Origin of the sequence: Planococcus sp. ANT_H30, from assembly GCF_008369335.1 — a bacterium.
Classification (GTDB): domain Bacteria; phylum Bacillota; class Bacilli; order Bacillales_A; family Planococcaceae; genus Planococcus; species Planococcus kocurii.
In genome coordinates this window covers 416390-435806 of record NZ_VOBJ01000002.1, presented here as the reverse complement: position 1 = coordinate 435806, position 19417 = coordinate 416390, and the positions used below count along the sequence as shown (strand labels likewise).

The 19417-nt window shown below is 40.5% G+C and carries 22 protein-coding genes; 18 read left to right on the top strand and 4 right to left on the bottom strand.

What is annotated here, in order from left to right; translation table 11 throughout:
- Nucleotides 1-16: 16 nt before the first annotated feature.
- The 5 genes from dat to FQ085_RS08035 all read left to right on the top strand — a co-directional run bounded on the left by dat (nt 17) and on the right by FQ085_RS08035 (nt 4097).
- Entirely contained in the window at nt 17-865 is an 849-nt protein-coding gene (gene dat / locus FQ085_RS08055) for a D-amino-acid transaminase (protein WP_149456353.1), read from the top strand.
- A 93-nt stretch (nt 866-958) separates the two neighbouring features.
- On the top strand, nt 959-1486 hold the full coding sequence (gene thpR, locus FQ085_RS08050; RefSeq protein ID WP_262499774.1) for an RNA 2',3'-cyclic phosphodiesterase: 528 nt from the start codon (nt 959-961) through the stop codon (nt 1484-1486).
- A 33-nt stretch (nt 1487-1519) separates the two neighbouring features.
- Nucleotides 1520-2446, top strand: a complete 927-nt coding sequence (locus FQ085_RS08045; RefSeq protein WP_058385782.1) for a diacylglycerol/lipid kinase family protein — start codon at nt 1520-1522, stop codon at nt 2444-2446.
- A gap of 123 nt (nt 2447-2569) precedes the next feature.
- Entirely contained in the window at nt 2570-3220 is a 651-nt protein-coding gene (trmB, locus tag FQ085_RS08040; RefSeq protein WP_149456352.1) for a tRNA (guanosine(46)-N7)-methyltransferase TrmB, read from the top strand.
- Nucleotides 3221-3242: 22 nt separating this feature from the next.
- Nucleotides 3243-4097, top strand: coding sequence for a YtnP family quorum-quenching lactonase (locus FQ085_RS08035; RefSeq protein ID WP_058385780.1), 855 nt, complete (start codon nt 3243-3245; stop codon nt 4095-4097).
- A gap of 26 nt (nt 4098-4123) precedes the next feature.
- Here FQ085_RS08035 and FQ085_RS08030 read toward each other — a convergent pair whose 3' ends face one another.
- The gene (locus FQ085_RS08030; RefSeq protein ID WP_058385779.1) at nt 4124-4438 is read right to left on the bottom strand and encodes a PepSY domain-containing protein; all 315 of its coding nucleotides are present in this window, start codon (nt 4436-4438) and stop codon (nt 4124-4126) included.
- 166 nt (nt 4439-4604) lie between these two features.
- Here FQ085_RS08030 and FQ085_RS08025 point away from each other — a divergent pair, with 166 nt between their 5' ends.
- From FQ085_RS08025 to ccpA, 13 genes are all read left to right on the top strand, one after another.
- On the top strand, nt 4605-5678 hold the full coding sequence (locus FQ085_RS08025) for a M42 family metallopeptidase (protein ID WP_058385778.1): 1074 nt from the start codon (nt 4605-4607) through the stop codon (nt 5676-5678).
- Between the two features lie 41 nt (nt 5679-5719).
- Nucleotides 5720-6238, top strand: coding sequence for a DUF84 family protein (locus tag FQ085_RS08020; RefSeq protein ID WP_078080281.1), 519 nt, complete (start codon nt 5720-5722; stop codon nt 6236-6238).
- Between the two features lie 59 nt (nt 6239-6297).
- Complete coding sequence (locus FQ085_RS08015; protein WP_058385776.1) at nt 6298-6813, top strand: hypothetical protein; 516 nt, start codon at nt 6298-6300, stop codon at nt 6811-6813.
- A 12-nt stretch (nt 6814-6825) separates the two neighbouring features.
- Nucleotides 6826-7143 carry a thioredoxin family protein gene (locus tag FQ085_RS08010; protein ID WP_058385775.1) on the top strand — a complete coding sequence of 106 codons (318 nt, stop codon included), beginning with the start codon at nt 6826-6828 and terminating at the stop codon, nt 7141-7143.
- A 64-nt stretch (nt 7144-7207) separates the two neighbouring features.
- On the top strand, nt 7208-8023 hold the full coding sequence (locus FQ085_RS08005; protein ID WP_058385774.1) for a DUF1444 family protein: 816 nt from the start codon (nt 7208-7210) through the stop codon (nt 8021-8023).
- Nucleotides 8020-8628 (top strand): YtpR family tRNA-binding protein, encoded by a 609-nt coding sequence (gene ytpR, locus FQ085_RS08000; RefSeq protein ID WP_149456351.1) that lies wholly within the window; start codon nt 8020-8022, stop codon nt 8626-8628. The genes FQ085_RS08005 and ytpR overlap by 4 nt, the downstream gene beginning before the upstream one ends.
- Before the next feature lie 6 nt (nt 8629-8634).
- Nucleotides 8635-11136, top strand: coding sequence for a DNA translocase FtsK (locus FQ085_RS07995; RefSeq protein ID WP_149456350.1), 2502 nt, complete (start codon nt 8635-8637; stop codon nt 11134-11136).
- 240 nt (nt 11137-11376) lie between these two features.
- Entirely contained in the window at nt 11377-12690 is a 1314-nt protein-coding gene (gene murC / locus FQ085_RS07990; RefSeq protein ID WP_149456349.1) for a UDP-N-acetylmuramate--L-alanine ligase, read from the top strand.
- 133 nt (nt 12691-12823) lie between these two features.
- Complete coding sequence (locus FQ085_RS07985) at nt 12824-13315, top strand: DUF948 domain-containing protein (RefSeq protein ID WP_058385770.1); 492 nt, start codon at nt 12824-12826, stop codon at nt 13313-13315.
- A gap of 37 nt (nt 13316-13352) precedes the next feature.
- On the top strand, nt 13353-14084 hold the full coding sequence (locus FQ085_RS07980; protein WP_149456348.1) for a YtxH domain-containing protein: 732 nt from the start codon (nt 13353-13355) through the stop codon (nt 14082-14084).
- Between the two features lie 16 nt (nt 14085-14100).
- A complete protein-coding gene (gene ytxJ / locus FQ085_RS07975; protein ID WP_058385768.1) occupies nt 14101-14430 on the top strand; it encodes a bacillithiol system redox-active protein YtxJ in 330 nt (109 codons plus the stop codon).
- Between the two features lie 168 nt (nt 14431-14598).
- Nucleotides 14599-15684 (top strand): bifunctional 3-deoxy-7-phosphoheptulonate synthase/chorismate mutase, encoded by a 1086-nt coding sequence (locus FQ085_RS07970; RefSeq protein WP_058385767.1) that lies wholly within the window; start codon nt 14599-14601, stop codon nt 15682-15684.
- Nucleotides 15685-15785: 101 nt separating this feature from the next.
- Nucleotides 15786-16784, top strand: a complete 999-nt coding sequence (ccpA, locus tag FQ085_RS07965; protein WP_058385766.1) for a catabolite control protein A — start codon at nt 15786-15788, stop codon at nt 16782-16784.
- A 99-nt stretch (nt 16785-16883) separates the two neighbouring features.
- Here the strand turns inward: ccpA and FQ085_RS07960 are convergent, their stop codons facing one another.
- Genes FQ085_RS07960 through FQ085_RS07950 form a run of 3 tightly spaced genes read right to left on the bottom strand, consistent with a single transcriptional unit; the run spans nt 16884 to nt 19332 of the window.
- Nucleotides 16884-18035 carry an acetoin utilization protein AcuC gene (locus FQ085_RS07960; RefSeq protein ID WP_058385765.1) on the bottom strand — a complete coding sequence of 384 codons (1152 nt, stop codon included), beginning with the start codon at nt 18033-18035 and terminating at the stop codon, nt 16884-16886.
- Nucleotides 18032-18676: an acetoin utilization AcuB family protein gene (locus FQ085_RS07955; protein WP_058385764.1), complete on the bottom strand. Its 645-nt coding sequence runs from the start codon at nt 18674-18676 to the stop codon at nt 18032-18034. Before FQ085_RS07955 ends, FQ085_RS07960 begins: the two co-directional genes overlap by 4 nt.
- A 23-nt stretch (nt 18677-18699) precedes the next feature.
- Complete coding sequence (locus FQ085_RS07950) at nt 18700-19332, bottom strand: GNAT family N-acetyltransferase (protein WP_058385763.1); 633 nt, start codon at nt 19330-19332, stop codon at nt 18700-18702.
- Nucleotides 19333-19417: the final 85 nt, after the last annotated feature.

The window sequence follows — 19417 nt, the reverse complement described above, 5'->3', positions numbered from 1 at the left end:
GGAAGAGGGATTAGATATGGATTTGATATTGCATAATGGTGAGTTTATTCGTGAAGAGGATTTGGTGATTTCGAAAGAAGATCGTGGCTATCAGTTTGGAGACGGTATTTACGAGGTCATTCGTGTTTATGACGGCAACTTATTTACAGCAAAAGAACATATTGACCGTTTCTATGAAAGTGCTGATAAAATCAAAATTGTTATTCCCTATACAAAAGATGTTTTTCATAAAATGATGTATGATTTTGTGGAATTGAACATGATTGATAACGGTCAGGTATACGTTCAAGTTACGCGCGGCGCTGCAGAACGACAGCATCAATTCCCAACACAAGCAAATCCTGTGATTACCGGCAATACGAAATCAGTAGAGCGTCCAGTTGGGAGTTTAGAGTCTGGAGTAACGGCGAAGTTTATCGAAGATATTCGTTGGTTGCGTTGTGACATTAAAAGCTTGAACCTGCTCGGCAATGTACTAGCGAAACAAGAAGCTTATGAAGAAGGATATTTTGAAGCGATTTTGCACCGTGGTGAAACCGTGACAGAAGGCTGTTCATCGAATATGTATGGCATTAAAAACGGCATCCTTTATACCCATCCTGCTAACAACCTTATTTTAAATGGCATTACGAGACGTGTAATTCTTGAATTATGCGAAGAGTTGGAAATTCCAGTAGAAGAAACACCTTTCACAAAAGCTCAAGCACTTGAAATGGACGAATTTATCATGTCTTCAACGACCACTGAAGTAATGCCAGTTGTCGCAATTGGTGATAAAAAAATCGGTCAAGGTGTTCCTGGAGAATTGACGCGTAAATTACAGGCGGCTTTTGAAGCGCGCATTGGAGTCGGCGTAAAATCGTAATCCATCATTTATCAGAAGAAAAGTGATTGGCTCAAGCCAATCACTATTTTTTTGTACCCGTGCACATGGTAAACTGAAGCGAGGTGACGTTAAATGAAACCACATTACTTTATTGGCATAAAAATTCCACAGAACATTGCAGAGAACTTAGTTGCAGAACGAGACAGTTGGAAGTTGAAAAGTCATAAAAGGCAAACCCCAGCTCAAGATATGCATATTACCTTACTGTTTATTGGCGAAGATGTGAATGGCGAAATAGGTCAAATTGAAAAACTACTAGCCAGAACCAATCAGCAGCCATTTAAACTAACAGTGAATGGCATTAAGACTTTCGGTAACCCGGTAACTCCACGTATAATTTATGCCTCTCTTGAAAGTTGTGAAGAATTAAATGTGCTTCAGCGACAAATTGTCCATGCTTTGGATTCACTACAGGTGAGTCCAAACCTGAAAGAATTCGTGCCGCATATCACATTGGCTAGTAAATGGGCAGGAGGCGTGCCTGCAGAACCACAATTTTCAATTGATCAGATGCAATTTGAAGTGACGGAGTTTTCACTGTTCCGAATTGCAATGAAAGAAATACCACGTTATCAAAAGATCTTCGATTATCCGCTTTAAAGACCCATCTAATACATCCGAAGGCGAGTGTTTATGAAAATAGTATTTATTATTAATCCTGCAGCTGGGAATGGTCGAGCCTTGAAAAGATGGCGCCGCTTTGAGAAAACAATTCAGTTTCCATTCGAACAAGTCGTCACTACATATTCTGGACACGCCTTAGCTATTGCTGCAAACTACCGGGAAAGTAAACAAGTTGCTCTCTTAATCGGCTTTGGTGGAGATGGTACGCTGCGTGAAATTATTGCAGGTGCAGCAGGATCTGAAAAATTGATTGTTGGTTCAATAGCAGCAGGATCAGGCAATGATTTTGGACGTGCTTACGGCACTTTTACAGATGCGCAGGCAATTGAACAATTTCTTCACAAGCCGTTACCCAAACGGCAAGACCTTGGTGAATTCACTAACGGCAAAGCTTTTCAGTTTGTTAGCAGTTCAGGTATCGGCTTTGATGCAGAAATATCCATTTCGGTTAACCGGTCACCTCTTAAGAAAAAACTAAACCAACTGGGTCTAGGGAAATTAGTTTACGTTGTCTATGTCATCCGGACTTTATTGAAATTCGAGAAGTTTACGTTGTCTGTAAAATGCGACGGTAATCTAGTTACTTACAAAGACGTTTGGTTAGCGACTGTCAACAACCAACCTTATTTTGGTGGGGGCATGAAAATCTCGCCTTCCTCAAAAACGGACGATGGTTTACTTGAATTGACGGTCGTTCACAAAATTTCCCGTTTGAAACTATTGCTGGTTTTTGGTACGGTATTCAGCGGAGCACATACACGTTTCAAAGAAGTTACTCAAATGAGCAGCACAGAATTTTGGCTCTCGACCGAAAAGCCAGTATGCCGTCATGTAGATGGAGATGATGCTGGCATGAGCCCAGCAAACGATTTAGTCAGCTACACAGTAAGTCAAACCGATTGGCAATCAATAAAATTAACCGACTATATAAGTTGAATTAAAAGGAGTTTTAAGTCAATAACAGTTGCCGATGACAAAGTACGCTTCGTGATGCAGGTACTGGTTTGCGACAGGTTAGAATTACTAGCTCAGCTTATATAAATAGAAAGAGGATGAAACATGAGATCACGTTTTAAACCATGGGCAGCAGATTTGCTCGATAATCACCCGGAGATTGTTATACCAGATCCAGAACAACAAAAAGGCAAGTGGAACGAAGTTTTTGGCAATAATCAGCCGCTTCATATCGAAGCAGGGACCGGTAAAGGCCGCTTTATTATTGGAATGGCAAAAGCAAATCCAGACATCAACTACATCGGCATCGAACTGTTTGATAGTGTCATCGTCACAGCTCTTGAGACAGTTCTTGAACAAGAAAACGGCGTTCCAAACTTACGGCTTTTAAAAGTTAATGCAAAAAAAATTGCTGATTATTTCGAAAAAGGTGAAGTGGACAGACTCTACTTAAATTTTTCGGATCCGTGGCCAAAAACACGTCACGCAAAACGCCGGTTGACACATGAATCATTTCTTAAATTATATGAAGCCGTATTACCTAAAAAAGGCGAAATTCACTTTAAGACTGACAATAGAAACCTGTTCGAATATTCACTCACGAGTATTTCTGAATATGGTATGTTATTAAAAGAGGTGTCATTGGATCTTCATGACAATGAGCCTGAATGGAACATCATGACCGAGTACGAAGAAAAATTCTCGAAAAAAGGCCAACCAATTTACCGAATGGAAGCACAGTTTTCAGGTAGTTGATCATAATAGGGGGGATAAGGGAATGCAGACATTTCAATTTCACGAGATGAACTTAACTTGGCTTGATGGGGGCACGACTTTTTTGGACGGCGGTACGATGTTTGGGGTAGTACCAAAAGTCATTTGGTCAAAACGTTATCCAACCAATGAAAAAAATCAAATTGAATTACCAACACATCCTATACTTGTCCAGTTTGAAGGTCATAATATACTAATCGACAGCGGTCTTGGTGATGGCAAATTGACAGAGCGTCAGTTGCGGAACCTAGGTGTTTCTGAGCAGTCGCGAGTAGAAGAAGATTTGGCGGAGCTTGGGCTAGCACCTGAAGATATTGATACCGTCTTAATGACTCATCTTCACGGCGATCATGCAGCGGGGTTAACGAAATGGCAAGGCGAAGAGCTGGTGTCTACTTTTCCAAATGCTAAAATCCATGTATCAGCAGTAGAATGGAATGAAATGCAACATCCGAATATCCGCTCACGAAACACTTACTGGAAAGAAAATTGGCAACCTATTGTCGATCAAGTCGAAACTTTTGAAGGTGAAAAAACCTTGTTTGATGCTATCACGCTCATTCATACCGGAGGTCATTCAGATGGCCATAGTGTCATCAAAATGACTAGTGGCCATGAAACAATTTTGCATATGGCCGACATCATGCCAACTCACGCGCATCAAAATCCATTATGGGTGTTAGCTTTTGATGATTACCCGATGGATTCAATTTACGCAAAAGAAAAGCTGATGAAAGAAGCATTGGAAAACGGCTATTATTTTAGTTTTTATCACGATGCGTATTACCGCATTCTGAAGTGGAGTACAGACGGCAAAGAAATTGTCGAAGCACTAGAGCGGAAAGAAAAAAATCTATAAAAAAAGGAGCCTATGGGCTCCTTTTTTTATACTTGTTTTACTTCGATCACTGCACCGGTAAAAGCATCAGCTAAAAATTCGAATTGTTGAAGTTCATCTTCTTTATGGCGAGTAATACCGCCTTTATAGACTTCGGTTGTTAATGCATGCTGCTTATAAGGCTCGGTTTTCATAAAAATCCAAGAACCATCAATAGGGCCTTCTTCTTTAAATGCAGATTTAACTTCTTTTAATACGTCATCTGCTGGATATAGCTTTTCTGTACGATTATAGACTTCTTTTGCTAAATACGAAGCTGCGATGCCTGTAGCAAATCCAATAAGTAAATCACGATTTTTCACTAAAATCCCTCCTCTGCTTAGTGGATAAATTGTACCATAAATATTTTGAAGGACGAAATGAAAGCTTGAAAGTCTAGTTATTTTAAAAAAGAGAGTATAAAACTGGAAATTATCTGATAAAAGCACTAAACTTGATAAAGGTAAATGAATTAGGGGGAATTTTAATATGCATACTGAAACTCTTGAAATGTTTAAAATCTTAACCGAACTACCAGGAGCACCAGGAAATGAACACGCTGTCCGTAAATTTATGCGACAGGAGCTGGGGAAATACGCTGACCGCTTGCTTCAAGACAATTTAGGAAGCGTTTTCGGCGTTAAAGATGGTCAAGAAGACGGCCCGCGTATTATGGTTGCTGGCCATATGGATGAAGTGGGATTCATGGTCACCCAAATTACCGATAATGGCATGATTCGTTTTCAGCCTTTAGGTGGCTGGTGGAACCAAGTGATGCTAGCTACGCGTGTAGACATTATGGCAGGCGACACGGTAATTCCAGGTGTGATCGGCTCTATTCCTCCACACTTATTAAGCGAAGAACTTCGCAGTAAGCCAATGGACATTAAGAACATGTTGATTGATATTGGTGCCGATGATAAACAAGATGCACTGGCACTTGGCATCCAACCTGGGCAACAAATTGTGCCATTCAGCCCATTTACTCCAATGGCTAATGATAAGAAAATTATGGCGAAAGCATGGGATAATCGTTATGGCTGTGGCTTAGCGATTGAACTTTTAAAAGAACTAAAAGATGAAAAACTACCGAACCAATTGTTCTCAGGCGCTACAGTGATGGAAGAAGTTGGTTTGCGAGGAGCACAGACAGCAGCAACGATGATCAAACCAGATTTATTTTTTGCACTAGATGCCAGTCCGGCCAATGATGCAACAGGCGATAAAAATGAGTTTGGCCAGCTTGGTCAAGGAACATTATTACGTATTCTAGACAAGAGCATGGTCACTCATCGTGGTATGCGTGAATTTATATTGGATACAGCCGAAACACATAATATTCCGTATCAATATTTTGTTTCACAAGGTGGAACAGATGCAGGACGAGTACATACAGCCAATGAAGGAATTCCAAGCTCAGTAATTGGAATTTGCTCTCGCTACATTCATACTTCAGCGTCAATCATTCACACAGACGATTATGCAGCAGCTAAAGAGTTATTAGTGAAGCTTATAAAAGCGACAGATCGAACAACGCTTGAAACCATCCAAAAAAATGTCTAAAAAGTGCCTGCAGGGCTCTTTTTTTGAAGGGAATACTATTGATGAGAAAAAATCGTGTAGCAATTGCATCAAAAAATCCTGCGAAAATTACGGCAGTGTCAAATGTATTTAAAAACCTAGAATGGGCTGTTGATTTATCCGCTGTAGATGCTGAATCGGAAGTTTCAGCACAGCCTTTTTCTCAGCAAGAAACGCGTCAAGGAGCAGTTAACAGAGCCAAAAATGCATTAGGAGATCAAGATTTCGCTATCGGGCTAGAAGGCGGAGTATATGAAGTTGAAGAGATTTTATACTTATGCAATTGGGGGGCGTTAGCAACTCAAGACGGACGTTTGTTTACAGCAGCGGGTGCTCAAATTCCACTACCAGAGGAAATTGCAGCAGGTCTTCGTTCGGGTACTGAACTTGGTACAATCATGGATGACTACGCCAACGAAAGTGGAATCCGTCATCATAAAGGAGCCATTGGTATTTTAACGGATGGTCTTGTTAATCGAGGAGAAATGTTCGGTCACGTTGTTAAATTATTAATTGGGCAGTATCAGAGAGACGGCGATTAAGTTGCATGTCTTTGAAAACACCTTTAAAATAAATAGCAGTAATGTCAGGGGGAATGTGCGTGCCTCGATATAGACGGGTTTTTATGCTGGCTGTGCTGCTAGGCCTATTGTCTGGCTGTGCGGTAGCGCCGGAAGAACAGGTTTTACAGGGAGTATCGAACGCACGTGATGCGTTTCAGGCAAAGCCGGAAAATCCCAATGAAATGGTTGGGCAAGTCGATTTGTTTGTGCCAAATGATTACGTTATTGAAGAAACAGCGGATGAATTCAATCGCTTAATCACAAATGGCAAAAACTCTTTTGCTTTAGTCATTAATCCGAACGAAAAAGCTACAAGTACTTTCTTCTATGATTTGCAAAAAGTTGATTCGGATCAGCAATGGCTGGTAGATGAGACGTTTCAGCAAAACGGTCGTTTCGGATTTACAACAGTTAAAGAAGTTGCGGAAAATCAGTTAGAACTAGTTGTTAGTGCGGGTGGAGTGAGCTTGACGACGACTACAAACGAAAACGAACTTCCAAAAAATATGGACTGGATGATGAAAACTGTACGCTCAATCGCGAAGAATGAATAGGGGATTACTCAAATGAGAAGCTTGCAATCTACGGATGAATTTCACGAATTAACGAAGCAAAAAAAGGTTGTTTTTATGTTCACTGCAGCATGGTGTCCAGATTGCCGTGTAATTGATCCAATCATGCCTGATATCGAAAAGAAGTTTTCAGCTTATACGTTTATATCAGTGGATCGCGACCAGTTTATCGATTTGTGTATTGAGCAAGATATTTATGGCATTCCTAGTTTTCTTGGTTTTGCAAATGGACAGGAAACGGGACGCTTTGTTAGCAAAGACCGTAAAACACAGGCAGAAATCGAAGAGTTTGTTTCGAATTTGTCGCAATAACAACAAAAACGGTTCGCCTATACTTGGCTGAACCGTTTATTTATGAAAGTGAGGCCAACCAACGATGAAATCTACTGAACTTTTTAATATATTAAGAGAGCGTATGCCAAGCCGCCAACTAGAATGGCGCTTTGACCGCGAACAAGATGTTGTCAACATTCAACACAAAGAACTCGGTAAAGGCATGAGTATTTCCTTGCCGCAAGTAATCAACCGATTCGAAGCAAAAGGTGATGCCGCGATTCAAGAAATCGTTTATACCATTACGGAAACTTTTGAAGCGATGGAAAAAGAAGCGAAAGGAGAAATGAAATCGACCGAACATATTTTTCCGGTTATTCGCTCAACTTCTTTCCCAACTGAATCTAACGAGGGCCATAAATTTATCACAGCTGAACATACTGCAGAAACACGCGTTTATTTTGCTTTAGATGCTGGTACTACCTATCGCTTAATTGATGAAAATGTGGTAAATTCATTAAGTCTCACAGAAGAGCAAATTAAGGAAATTGCGAAATTTCAAGTGAAGAAACTAAAAACTGCTGTGAAAGAAGACCATGTTGCTGGCAATATCTTTTATTTTCTTAACGAAAACGATGGTTATGACGCTTCAAGAATTTTGAACGAATCGTTTTTAAAAGAAATGAAAGCTAAAATTACAGGGGATATGACCGTATCTGTACCTCATCAAGATGTATTGATTATAGGCGATATCCGAAATGAAACGGGATACGACGTGCTCGCGCAAATGGCTATGCATTTCTTTACGAATGGCAAAGTGCCGATCACTTCCTTATCGTTCATTTATGAAAATGACGAATTAGAGCCGATTTTCATTATGGCAAAAAATAGACCAAACGAGGAGAACGATAAAAAATGAATGTATTTTATAACAACGAAGGAATTGGCGATGTGTTGCTCATTCAACTGCAAACAGAAACTCCAGAAAAAATTAACCCAGAACAATTTGGGGATATCACATTGATCAAAGATGCAACGGGAACGATTGCTGGATTTAATGTATTCAACGCTTCAAGCTATGCAGAATTAGCTGAAGGCCAACAAGTAGAAGTGTCTGAAAAGCTTGTAACATCTTTGCAAAATGCACTAGCTAAAAACGGTATTGATTTTACGCTTGAAGTCGATTTTTCACCAAAATTTGTTGTTGGATTTGTAGAAGCTAAAGAAAAGCACCCGAATGCTGACAAATTGAATGTTTGCCAAGTAGTTGTTGGAGACGAGCAATTACAGATTGTCTGTGGTGCTCCAAACGTTGAGCAAGGACAAAAAGTTGTTGTGGCAAAAGTAGGAGCTGTAATGCCTTCAGGAATGATCATTCGTGATGCAGAACTTCGGGGAGTGGCATCGTCTGGAATGATTTGTTCGGCAAAAGAGCTAGCTTTACCAGATGCACCAGAGGAAAAAGGAATTCTTGTCTTGTCTGATGATGCAGAAATCGGTTCAGCTTTCAAAGTAAAGGCGTGATGCAGAATGAGCTGGATTAAAAATGTATGGAATCGCATGTTCACAGATGACGCCGAGGAGTTCGAAGAAGAAGAAATTATCTCTGAAACGCCCCCGACTGTAAAAAAAGAAAAAGCACCTTTTCGCTTTCCACTTATTCCAGATGAAGAAAAAGAGGGTTTTATTCACGATGTAAAACGCGCAGCACCGCGTCAAGAAAAGCCGTTTTTCAATGGACGTGAAAGGGAAACCCCTCGAAAAGAGCCCGTATTTCCTATAGAAAAAAAAGTGATGGGGCCAAAAGAGGCACCAATCCGTCAATCGACAATTGCCAATCGAAAAAATGCCGAATTGCCGGTCAATAAGACGCACCGGTTTGAACCAACTCGTATCGCTTCACCGATTCACGGCTTTAACACGGCTCGACCTGCACCTACTCAAAAGTTAGGAGAGGACAGAGAAGAAAAGATAAACCGTCAGTTGCTAGATGAAGCTATAGAAGAAAAGGCTAGAAGCGGATGGCATAAACCGAAAGCGCCAATCGAACACGAGATTGCTCCAATTTTTGAAAAAAAGGAAGAACCGATAATAGCGGTTGCCAAAGCTGTTGAAACTACAGAATCAATCGAAGAGTCTGTAGTAATCAATGTTTCCGAAGAAGAGCCAGCTGAAGTTTCTATTGTAGAAGAGAAGCAAGATGAACGGATAGTACCGCCCTTTTCACCGATAAAAACGGCACCAGTAGCAGCTGCTACGGAGGAAAACAATGAATTAGAAACAATATCAGAGCCTACGATCGAGTTGTGCGCAGTAACAGAGCTGAAAATTGACGAAGAGCAGTCCGAATCAGCAATGGCTAGAGAGTTACCGGCACAGGAACAACAGCCAGCAACTGAAGCAATGTCAACACCTGCGCCAAAACGCGAAAAAACCGTGCCATTTAATGTGCTAATGCTTAAATCAGACAAAGAACTGTTAAAAAACAAAACTAAACCATTGCCAGATGTTCCACCGCATGATGAGCAACTAGTAACAACGCCACTATCGGAAAAAAAAACGATAAATTTAGTTGATCAGCCTTCACATGCCTTCAATTCAGTATCAGAAGCTGAATCTCAAGCTTATCAGCTGCCACTCTTAGAATATTTGATGGCTCCTGAAAACGATCGTAAAGATGATGTTTGGATGGATGAGCAAGGCATAAGGTTAATCGAAGCATTGTCTCATTTTCAGATTAAAGCTGAAATTTTAAGTATCGTCCAAGGTCCAGCTGTAACGCAGTTCGAGTTGAAAGTTGCACAAGGCATAAAAGTTAGCAAAATTCGCAATTTAGCGGATGATTTAAAATTGGCGTTAGCAGCTAGAGATATTCGAATTCAAGCGCCAATTCCTGGGAAAAGTTCCATTGGAATTGAAATTCCGAATCGCACAAGTCGTGCTGTACGGATTTCTGAAATTATCGGTAGTACTATTTTTGAAGAGTCGGATTCTCCACTCGAAGCGGCTCTTGGGCTGGACTTGACTGGCAAGCCGGTCACGCTTGATTTACGTAAAATGCCTCATGGCTTAATTGCGGGTGCTACAGGTTCTGGGAAATCGGTGTGCATCAATTCGTTGCTGGTCAGCTTGTTATATAAATCATCACCAAGAGACTTGAAGCTGTTGCTAATCGATCCGAAAATGGTCGAGCTGGCACCGTATAATCATATACCGCATCTAGTCAGTCCCGTTATTACGGATGTCAAAGCGGCAACTGCATCATTAAAATGGGCAGTTGAAGAAATGGAACGACGCTATCAATTGTTCGCACATAGTGGTGTGCGTGATATTAGTCGCTACAATAAATTAGTGAAAGAAAAAGGAGATTACGTGCAGCATTTGCCGTATATCTTAATTGTGATTGATGAATTAGCCGATTTAATGATGATGTCTCCTTCAGATGTCGAAGATTCTATTTGTCGGATTGCACAAAAAGCTCGCGCTTGCGGTATCCATTTAGTGATTGCGACTCAACGTCCGTCTGTAGATGTGATTACAGGATTGATCAAATCCAATATTCCGACACGTATTGCGTTTTCGGTTTCATCGCAAGTAGATAGTCGCACGATACTGGATTCTCAAGGTGCAGAGCGTCTTCTTGGACGAGGAGACATGTTGTATCTTGGAAACGGAATGTCGGCTCCAAATCGTTTACAAGGGACGTTTGTTACCGATGACGAAATTGAAAAAGTCATTGAGCATGTCAGATTGCAAGGCAAGCCTGAATACTTTTTTAGAGAAGAAGAATTGATTAAGCGAAGTGAGTCTCCTGCTGAACAGGATGACCTGTTTGAAGAGGCTTGTCGATTCATCATGACACAAGGAAGTGCATCCACATCGCTGTTGCAGAGGAAGTTCCATATTGGCTATAATCGAGCTGCGCGGTTAATGGATTTAATCGAAAAACATGGTTTTATTTCAGAGCAGAATGGGAGCAAAGCTCGGTCAGTGTTAATTACAGAAAACGATATTGAAGAAGTATTTCGGTAAAAGCTAGTCGTCTGTGGATTTTCTACAGACGACTTCAGTTTTCCTTTAATACGAGAAAGAAACGCTAAGTAGAAAAATCTACAAGCTAGCCACATAAAAAAGAATGCAGTAAATAATGAGGCATTTTAAAGAAAGACAAATTTATGATATAATACTGTACTTGTGCTTATCTTTATCAGCTATAAAATTCGCTTAGCGACTTATATAGACTAATTTTCAACTCCCACAGGAGGTTCATTTATGACAGTTTTACATTTTACCGGAATCAAAGGTTCTGGTATGAGTCCACTTGCCCAAATCATGCATGATATGGGAGAACACGTACAAGGCTCGGATATTGAGCAACATTTTTTTACAGAAGATCGATTACGCGAAAGAGGCATTACCATTTTGCCGTTTGATGCAAACAATATAGAAAAAGAGATGACCATTATTGCAGGAAATGCATTTGGTGATGATCATCCTGAGTTGGTTCAAGCACGTGAATTAGGTGCTACGATTATTCGGTATCATCAGTTCCTAGGGGATTTGATGCGCCAATACGTATCAGTTGCCATTACAGGCGCGCATGGTAAAACATCGACGACAGGCTTAATGGCGCATGTCTTAGCTGGCTATAAACCTGTGTCGTATTTAATAGGAGACGGAACAGGCGTCGGACAAGGAGATTCTCATTTCTTCGTCGCAGAAGCTTGCGAATACCGTCGACATTTTTTGGCTTATCACCCAGATTACGCAATTATGACCAATATCGATTTCGATCATCCCGATTATTTTACGGGAATTGATGATGTCTTTAAGGCATTTGAAGAAATGGCGCAGCAAGTGAAGAAATGCATCATTGCTTGTGGTGATGATGAATACTTGCAACGGATTCAAGCACCAATCCCTGTCGTTTACTACGGCTTTGGGGAAGAAAATGACTTCCAAGCGAGAAATGTTACGAAAACCGTTGAGGGTACTACTTTTGATGTCGTGATTCGTAATGAGTTTTTTCATACATTTACGCTACCGATGTTTGGAGATCATGCGATCTTAAATGCGTTAGCAGTTATTTCGCTTTGCCATTATGAAAACATTCCTGCAGATATCATTCAGCAGCAATTTGAAGATTTTGAAGGAGTAAAGCGCAGATTCACACAATCAGCAATTGGTGATCGAATTTTAATCGATGACTATGCGCATCATCCGACAGAAATCCGGGCAACTTTACAATCCGCTCGCCAAAAATATCCGGAGCGTGAACTTATCGCTATTTTCCAGCCACATACATTTACGCGGACACAAACTTTCTTACAAGAGTTCGCTGATTGCCTGGCTGAAGCAGATCAGGTTTATCTTTGTGACATCTTTGGTTCTGCACGCGAAAAAGTAGGGACGCTTAAAATTCAAGATTTAGCTGAGAAAATCGAAGGCAGTCATTTGCTACAGTTAGAAGAGGTAGACTTACTAGCCAAGCATGGTAACGCAGTTTATTTGTTCATGGGTGCGGGAGACGTCACTAAATTCCAAGAAGCATTCGAAAATGGATTGAATACAGGAAAAACAGTTTAACTTTCGAGTTAAACTGTTTTTTCATGCAGGAACGAAACTATTTTTGTCGAATAATAATAAAGACGGTGTTTAATCCAAACTCTTCAAGGGTAGAAAAGGATATAACATAATTCGTTTAAAAGGAGGAAATAGAATGGATTGGCAAATTTTGCTTTACATTGCCGCGATCGTGGCCGCTATTGGATTCTTAGTTCTATGCATAGCGTTGGCAATGACATTAAATTCGTTGAAAAACACATTAAAAGAAGTTTCAGGTACCGTAGCCGGTCTTGAAAATCAATTGCAGGGGGTAACGTTGGAAACAACAAACCTATTGCATAAAACAAATGAACTAGCTGAAGACATTCAAGTGAAATCAGAAAAATTAAACGGTGTCGTAGATGCAGTAAAAGGTGTCGGCAACTCAGTTACTGATTTAAACTCTACTGTCCGTCGCATTACGTCAAGCGTTGGAGTGCATGTAGAACAAAATGAAGATAAGATTGCTCAAGTTGTTCAATGGGGCAACGTGGCTATGGGAATCCGTGATAAGTGGAACGAGCGTAAAATCTACGAAGCTCGTGCGAATGCTGCTTCGGTACCTGTACCTGGACAAAAAAAATTACCTCATAACGAACAATACTAAAATTGCTTTTATCATAAATTAAATGGAGGGAATATCAATGAGTAAAAACAAAAACTTTTATAATCAATCTGATGCGAACGATTCACAGTATAATAAGGATTACTATACGCAAGGTGGCCAGTACAGCCAAAATAGTGGCAGAAGCTATCAGCAGAGCGACTATGTACCTCAGTCATACGGAGCTTCAAACCGTTACGACGATCTTTACGACTATGAAGAATCAGATGGAGGTTCAAGTTTCTTGGTTGGTATTTTGGTTGGGGGAGTTATCGGAGCTGCAGCTGCGTTATTTCTTGCGCCTAAATCAGGAAAAGAATTCCAAGCTGATCTTAAAACTCAAGCAACTACATTAAAAGAAAAAGCCTCTCAGCAGACAGACTTTAATGACGATGGTTCAGGTGGATTCGCAAAACAGCTAAAAGAACAATCAACAAAAGTAGTTGATAAAGTAAAAAATATGAAGGCTGGTAATTCACCGATGGACGATGGAACCGCTTCATCAGAAGGCGAAGAGTCGATTGACATTCATTCGACAATTCAAAATTCATCTGCCGACTTTGATGCGTTCACTTCCACAGCCAACGCTTTAAAAGAAGCGGTTGAAGAAGTAAAAGAAGAAAAAAAATCAAGCTCGTCAAATGCTGCCAACACAGGCAGCAACATGAACAGCAACACAGCAAGTGCGAGCAAGGGTCCAAATACGACCAGCAGCAACAACAACAGCAATAAATCATCAAATCCAACGACTAATTACGATAAAAAGAATTAATCTAGGAGCGATTTAGATGGAAAACTTAGTGCATGTAGACGATTTAGACAGTCTAAAACAAGCAGTAGGGCATAATCAGCATTACTGGCTCTTCAAACACAGTAGTACGTGCCCAGTGTCTGCTAAAGCGTGGAATGAGTATAATGAGTACAGCTCGTTGCACCCGAATCAACTCTTTTTGTATTTAGTCGTTCAGGAAAATCGTGAACTTTCTAAAGCTATCGAAGAGATTACGGGAGTTACGCATGAGTCGCCACAATTGTTTCATTTTACAAGTCAAAAAATGGACTGGCACGCTTCACACGATAAAATTAAAAGTGATTCCATGAAAGAATTTATTTTTTAAAACAAAGCCGAAGCCTAGTCGCTTCGGCTTTATTGCGTGAAAATACTTTAGCGCGTTGAATCGCTAAAACATTTTCCGTGACTTTATTGAATAGTTTGCTTATAATAGTCCTATCATGTTAATATGAGTCACCTGATAAAGGTTATTCGCGAAAGGGGAAGTTATAGAATGAGTAATTTAGATTTAGAGCAACTAAGAGAAAAAGTGGACGCAGTCAACCTGCAGATTCTATCTCTGATTAATGAGAGAGCTTCCGTAATTCAGGAAATCGGTAAACTAAAAGAGAAACAAGGAGTTAACCGTTACGATCCGTTGCGTGAACGTCATATGTTGAATCTGTTAAAAGAAAATAATGCTGGACCATTAGATCAGAAAACAGTTGATCATATCTTTAAAGAAATTTTCAAATCAGCACTGGATATGCAAGAAGAAGATATCCGCAAAGCTTTACTTGTTTCACGTAAGAAAAAAGCTGAAGATACGATTATCAACATTAACGGCGAACTAGTAGGCTCTGGAGATCCATCATTCATCTTTGGCCCATGTGCAGTTGAATCTCAAGACCAAGTGATGAAAGTTGCTGAAGCTATCGGAGCGAAAGGCTTGAAAATGATTCGTGGTGGAGCTTACAAACCACGTACATCACCTTATGATTTCCAAGGACTTGGCTTAGAAGGATTGAAAATGTTGAAAAAAGCAGCTGATCAGCATAATTTGGCTGTGGTTTCAGAAATCGTAACACCTGGACATTTAGAATCGGCTCTTGACTATGTAGACGTTGTTCAAGTAGGCGCTCGTAATATGCAAAACTTCGAATTATTAAAAGCGGTAGGCCAGATCAACAAACCTGTTCTTTTAAAGCGCGGCATGTCAGCAACTGTGGATGAATTTATCCATGCAGCTGAATACATTATTGCTTCAGGAAATGAAAACATCATTTTATGTGAACGTGGAATTCGCACATACGAAAAAGCGACACGTAACACATTAGATATCTCGGCTGTGCCCATCTTAAAACAAGAAACGCATCTTCCGGTATTTGTAGACGTAACTCACTCAACAGGTCGTCGTGACTTATTGCTTCCAGCTGCTAAAGCGGCTATCGCAATTGGAGCGGATGGCGTAATGGCTGAAGTTCATCCAGATCCAGCAGTAGCATTATCTGATGCTCAACAGCAAATGGATTTAGGTCAATTTGATGAATACTACGATGCATTAATGAAATTCATGAAACAGTACGAAATGAAAGTATAAACATGAAAAGCCGGAGTTTCTTCGGCTTTTCTTTTTTTTAGTTGATATTGTTGAAGTTTTTGTCGTATGATTATAGAAAGACTGGAAAAGGAGGGTGCACAATGACCGTTACGATATATGATGTGGCAAGAGAGGCGAACGTTTCTATGGCTACTGTGTCACGTGTAGTAAATGCTAATCAAAACGTCAAACCTGCCACAAGGAAGAAAGTATTAAAAGTGATAGAAGAATTAGGCTATCGTCCAAATGCTGTGGCTCGTGGACTTGCAAGTAAAAAAACAACGACGGTCGGCGTCATTATACCCGATATTTCCAATAGCATGTACGCTGAACTAGCCCGTGGAATTGAAGATATCGCGACAATGTACCGTTACAATATTATTTTATCCAACTCAGATCAGAACGAAAATAAGGAACTTCAGCTATTGGAAACAATGCTCGGAAAACAAGTAGATGGAATTGTTTTCATGAGTGATGTCATCTCACCTGAACTTCTCAAAGAAATGGAGCGTTCTCCAACTCCAATCGTCCTGGCTGGTTCAATTGATGAATCAGCAGCAATTGCTTCGGTTAATATTGATTATTATGGTGCTGCCTACGAAGTTGTTAAGAAGTTCATTGATAATGGTCATAAGAAAATTGCGCTTATTTCAGGGCCAATGACTTCGATGATTAACAAGGAATATAAGTTAAAAGCTTATAAAGAAGCATTAGCAGATGCAGGGATTGCTTACGATGAAAAACTGGTCGTTGAATGCAACAACTCTTATGATGAGGGCATTGAGGCTGTCAAAATTTTAGCGACTGCCGAGCCGACTGCCTATTTTGTAGGGAACGACGAAATGTCAATCGGGGTCATTCATGGATTAGAAGAGCAAGGCCGAAAGATTCCAAGGGATGCAGAAGTTATTAGCTACGAAAATTCCAAACTGTCACGTATGGCACGTCCAACGTTAACAGCAGTCGCTTTCCCGCTTTACGACATTGGAGCGGTATCAATGCGTTTGTTAACAAAATATATGAACAACGAAGAAATCGAAGAACAGCAAGTTATTCTCCCATACCGAATTGAAGAAAGACAATCGACTAAAAACGATTAAGTTTTTAAAACTTCATTGCTATAAACAAACAAAACCCTTGTGCGGATCAAATGATCTGCACAAGGGTTTTGTTGTTCAGTAGGGGAAACGAATACCTCATCATTTGTTACGAATCATATACAAAGCCTTATTCAACATCTGCAGATTCTTGTCGGTAATCTCTGCTTTACGTGGTATGGCTTTGTACAAGTTCGGTGGATCTTCCCACGTATCGATCAACTTAACTGGCGACTCTGGCTGCCATTTCGCGGTCCACGACTCGGGTAATTTCCCAGAAGGTATAGGAAAATTATTCATTTCCATCCAAACTAACGACCAAGCACGTGGAACTACACGCCAAATATCATAGCCGCCACCACCAACAGCTATCCAGCGGCCTTCACAATACTCATGAGCGAGTTCGTGAGCAATCCGGGGTATTTCCTTGTAAATATTCATCGTGCCGTATAAGTGGGTCAGAGGGTCCAAATAATGGGCATCTGCCCCATTCTGTGTCAAGATGACATCCGGTTTAAAAAAATCAATGATTTCTTTCATGGACGTCCGGTAAACTTCGAGAAAAGACTCGTCTTCAGTAAAAGCATCGATTGGAAAATTGAAAGAAGTACCATAACCTTGACCACTGCCGCGTTCATTAATATTACCTGTTCCTGGAAACAGGTAACGTCCTGTTTCATGAATAGAGACTGTACAGACATCAGGGTCGTCGTAAAAACTCCATTGCACACCGTCGCCATGGTGAGCATCGGTATCAATGTAGAGCACCCGTGCATTGTATTTACTTTTTAGGTAATTGATAGCAACCGAGCTGTCATTGTAAATGCAAAACCCGGATGCTTTACCTCGAAAACCGTGATGCAAACCGCCGCCTAGATTTAATGCATGCTGTGCTTTTCCTTCCATGACATAATCCACAGCGGTTAGCGTCCCACCTACTAGACGTGCACTCGCTTCATGCATATTTTCAAAAATGGGCGTATCGTCTGTGCCGATGCCATAACTTTCACCGGCTTCTGGTGTGATTTCACCGCGACTCGCTTTTTTGACAATATCAATATAACGTTCATCATGTGCTAGTAATAATTCTTCATCGGTTGCAATGCGAGCTGGGACAATTAAATCTTTTGGAAGCGCGTTCATTTCTCTTAATAAATCAATCGTTAAGACGAGTCTTTTCTGGTTGAATGGATGTGTTTCAGAAAATTTATACCCCAATTGATCTTCTGAAAAGACGAATACAGCGTGTTTCATTCGTTCACTTGTGGCATACTTGGCCACAAAACGTCAAATCCGTTTTTTCGTAAATTATTGATAATTGCAAGTGGATTCATCGTCTGGACTCGGAAAACCAGAATTTTGTTGGCATTATTTTCTCTATCGGGGTAAACGAGGACGCTGAGCACATTGACATTCTGTTGATGAAATACTTTTGAAACTTCGTATAGAATTCCTGATCGGTTCTCTACGCGCACTTCGATTTGTGAACCAGGCTGGTGTGCGCCGGTTAGTTCAATAAAGGTGTACAAAAGATCTGTTTCGGTCAGAAAGCCGACAAGTTTCTGGTTGCTGACTACTGGGATACAACCAATTTTTTGCTCATAGAAAATCATGGCTACTTCTTCTGCGAAGTCGAGCGGATGTGCTGTAACCGGATTAGGTGTCATAATTTCTGTTACTTTTTTTTTGTAAGGTTCACCTTTTGGTGAGACGGTAAATCGAGAAGGAACTGCATCTTTTAAGTCACGATCGGTTACAATGCCGACTACTTTCCCGTCATCAACAATAGGTGCATGGCGAATTCGCTTGTCTTTGAATAAGTCCATAACATCTTGCACAGTTTGGTTGGACGTGAGCGTATGAACGTCCGTTTTCATAATTTCTTCCACTAACATATGAGCACCCCCTTTGTGTTAAATCAATACATATAACGGTTCATAAAACGTAACTGATCGAATTTCTGGATTGACTCGTTATCGACCCGGCTACCGATTTTGGCCATTAGGCAGTTCGCTGGGTGAGAGCTAATCTCAGGGTCATCGGTAGCATAATATTCTAGTCCACCAGCTTGCATCATTTTCTCCATAACTTTTCGGTATTCCCAAACATTCAAGCCTGTCCCTTTTAAATCCCAATGCCAATAATATTCTGTTGTAATGACAATGAAATCTTCGAAAGCATCATCCATCATTGACACTCTCAATAAGGCTTTTCCAACACCGCTACCTCTGTATTTTGGAATTACTTCAATTGCCCCAAGTTCAATCAAGTTATCCATTTTTCCTTCTGACCAACGTTCTAAAGGATCCGGATAAAGAAATGTAACATAACCGACAATCATGTTATCATCTCGAACAATAAGAATACGTCCTTCTGGCAAATCGGCAATTTCGGTAATGGCTTTGTGTTGCTGAGCGGGTGGTCTGAAGGCGACCAAGTCTTCGTGGAACTCAAGTTTGCTTATTTCTTTTCCAGGTATAGGACCTTCAATGACCAGAAGACCGTGTTCAGTTTCTAATTCCATCGAGTTGTACATTTTTTTATGTTCCATCATTTCACCGCCTGTCAGATACAATTGGTTCCATTATACATGAACGTAAGTAGATTTGGAAAAAAGCCACTGGAATATGCAGTGT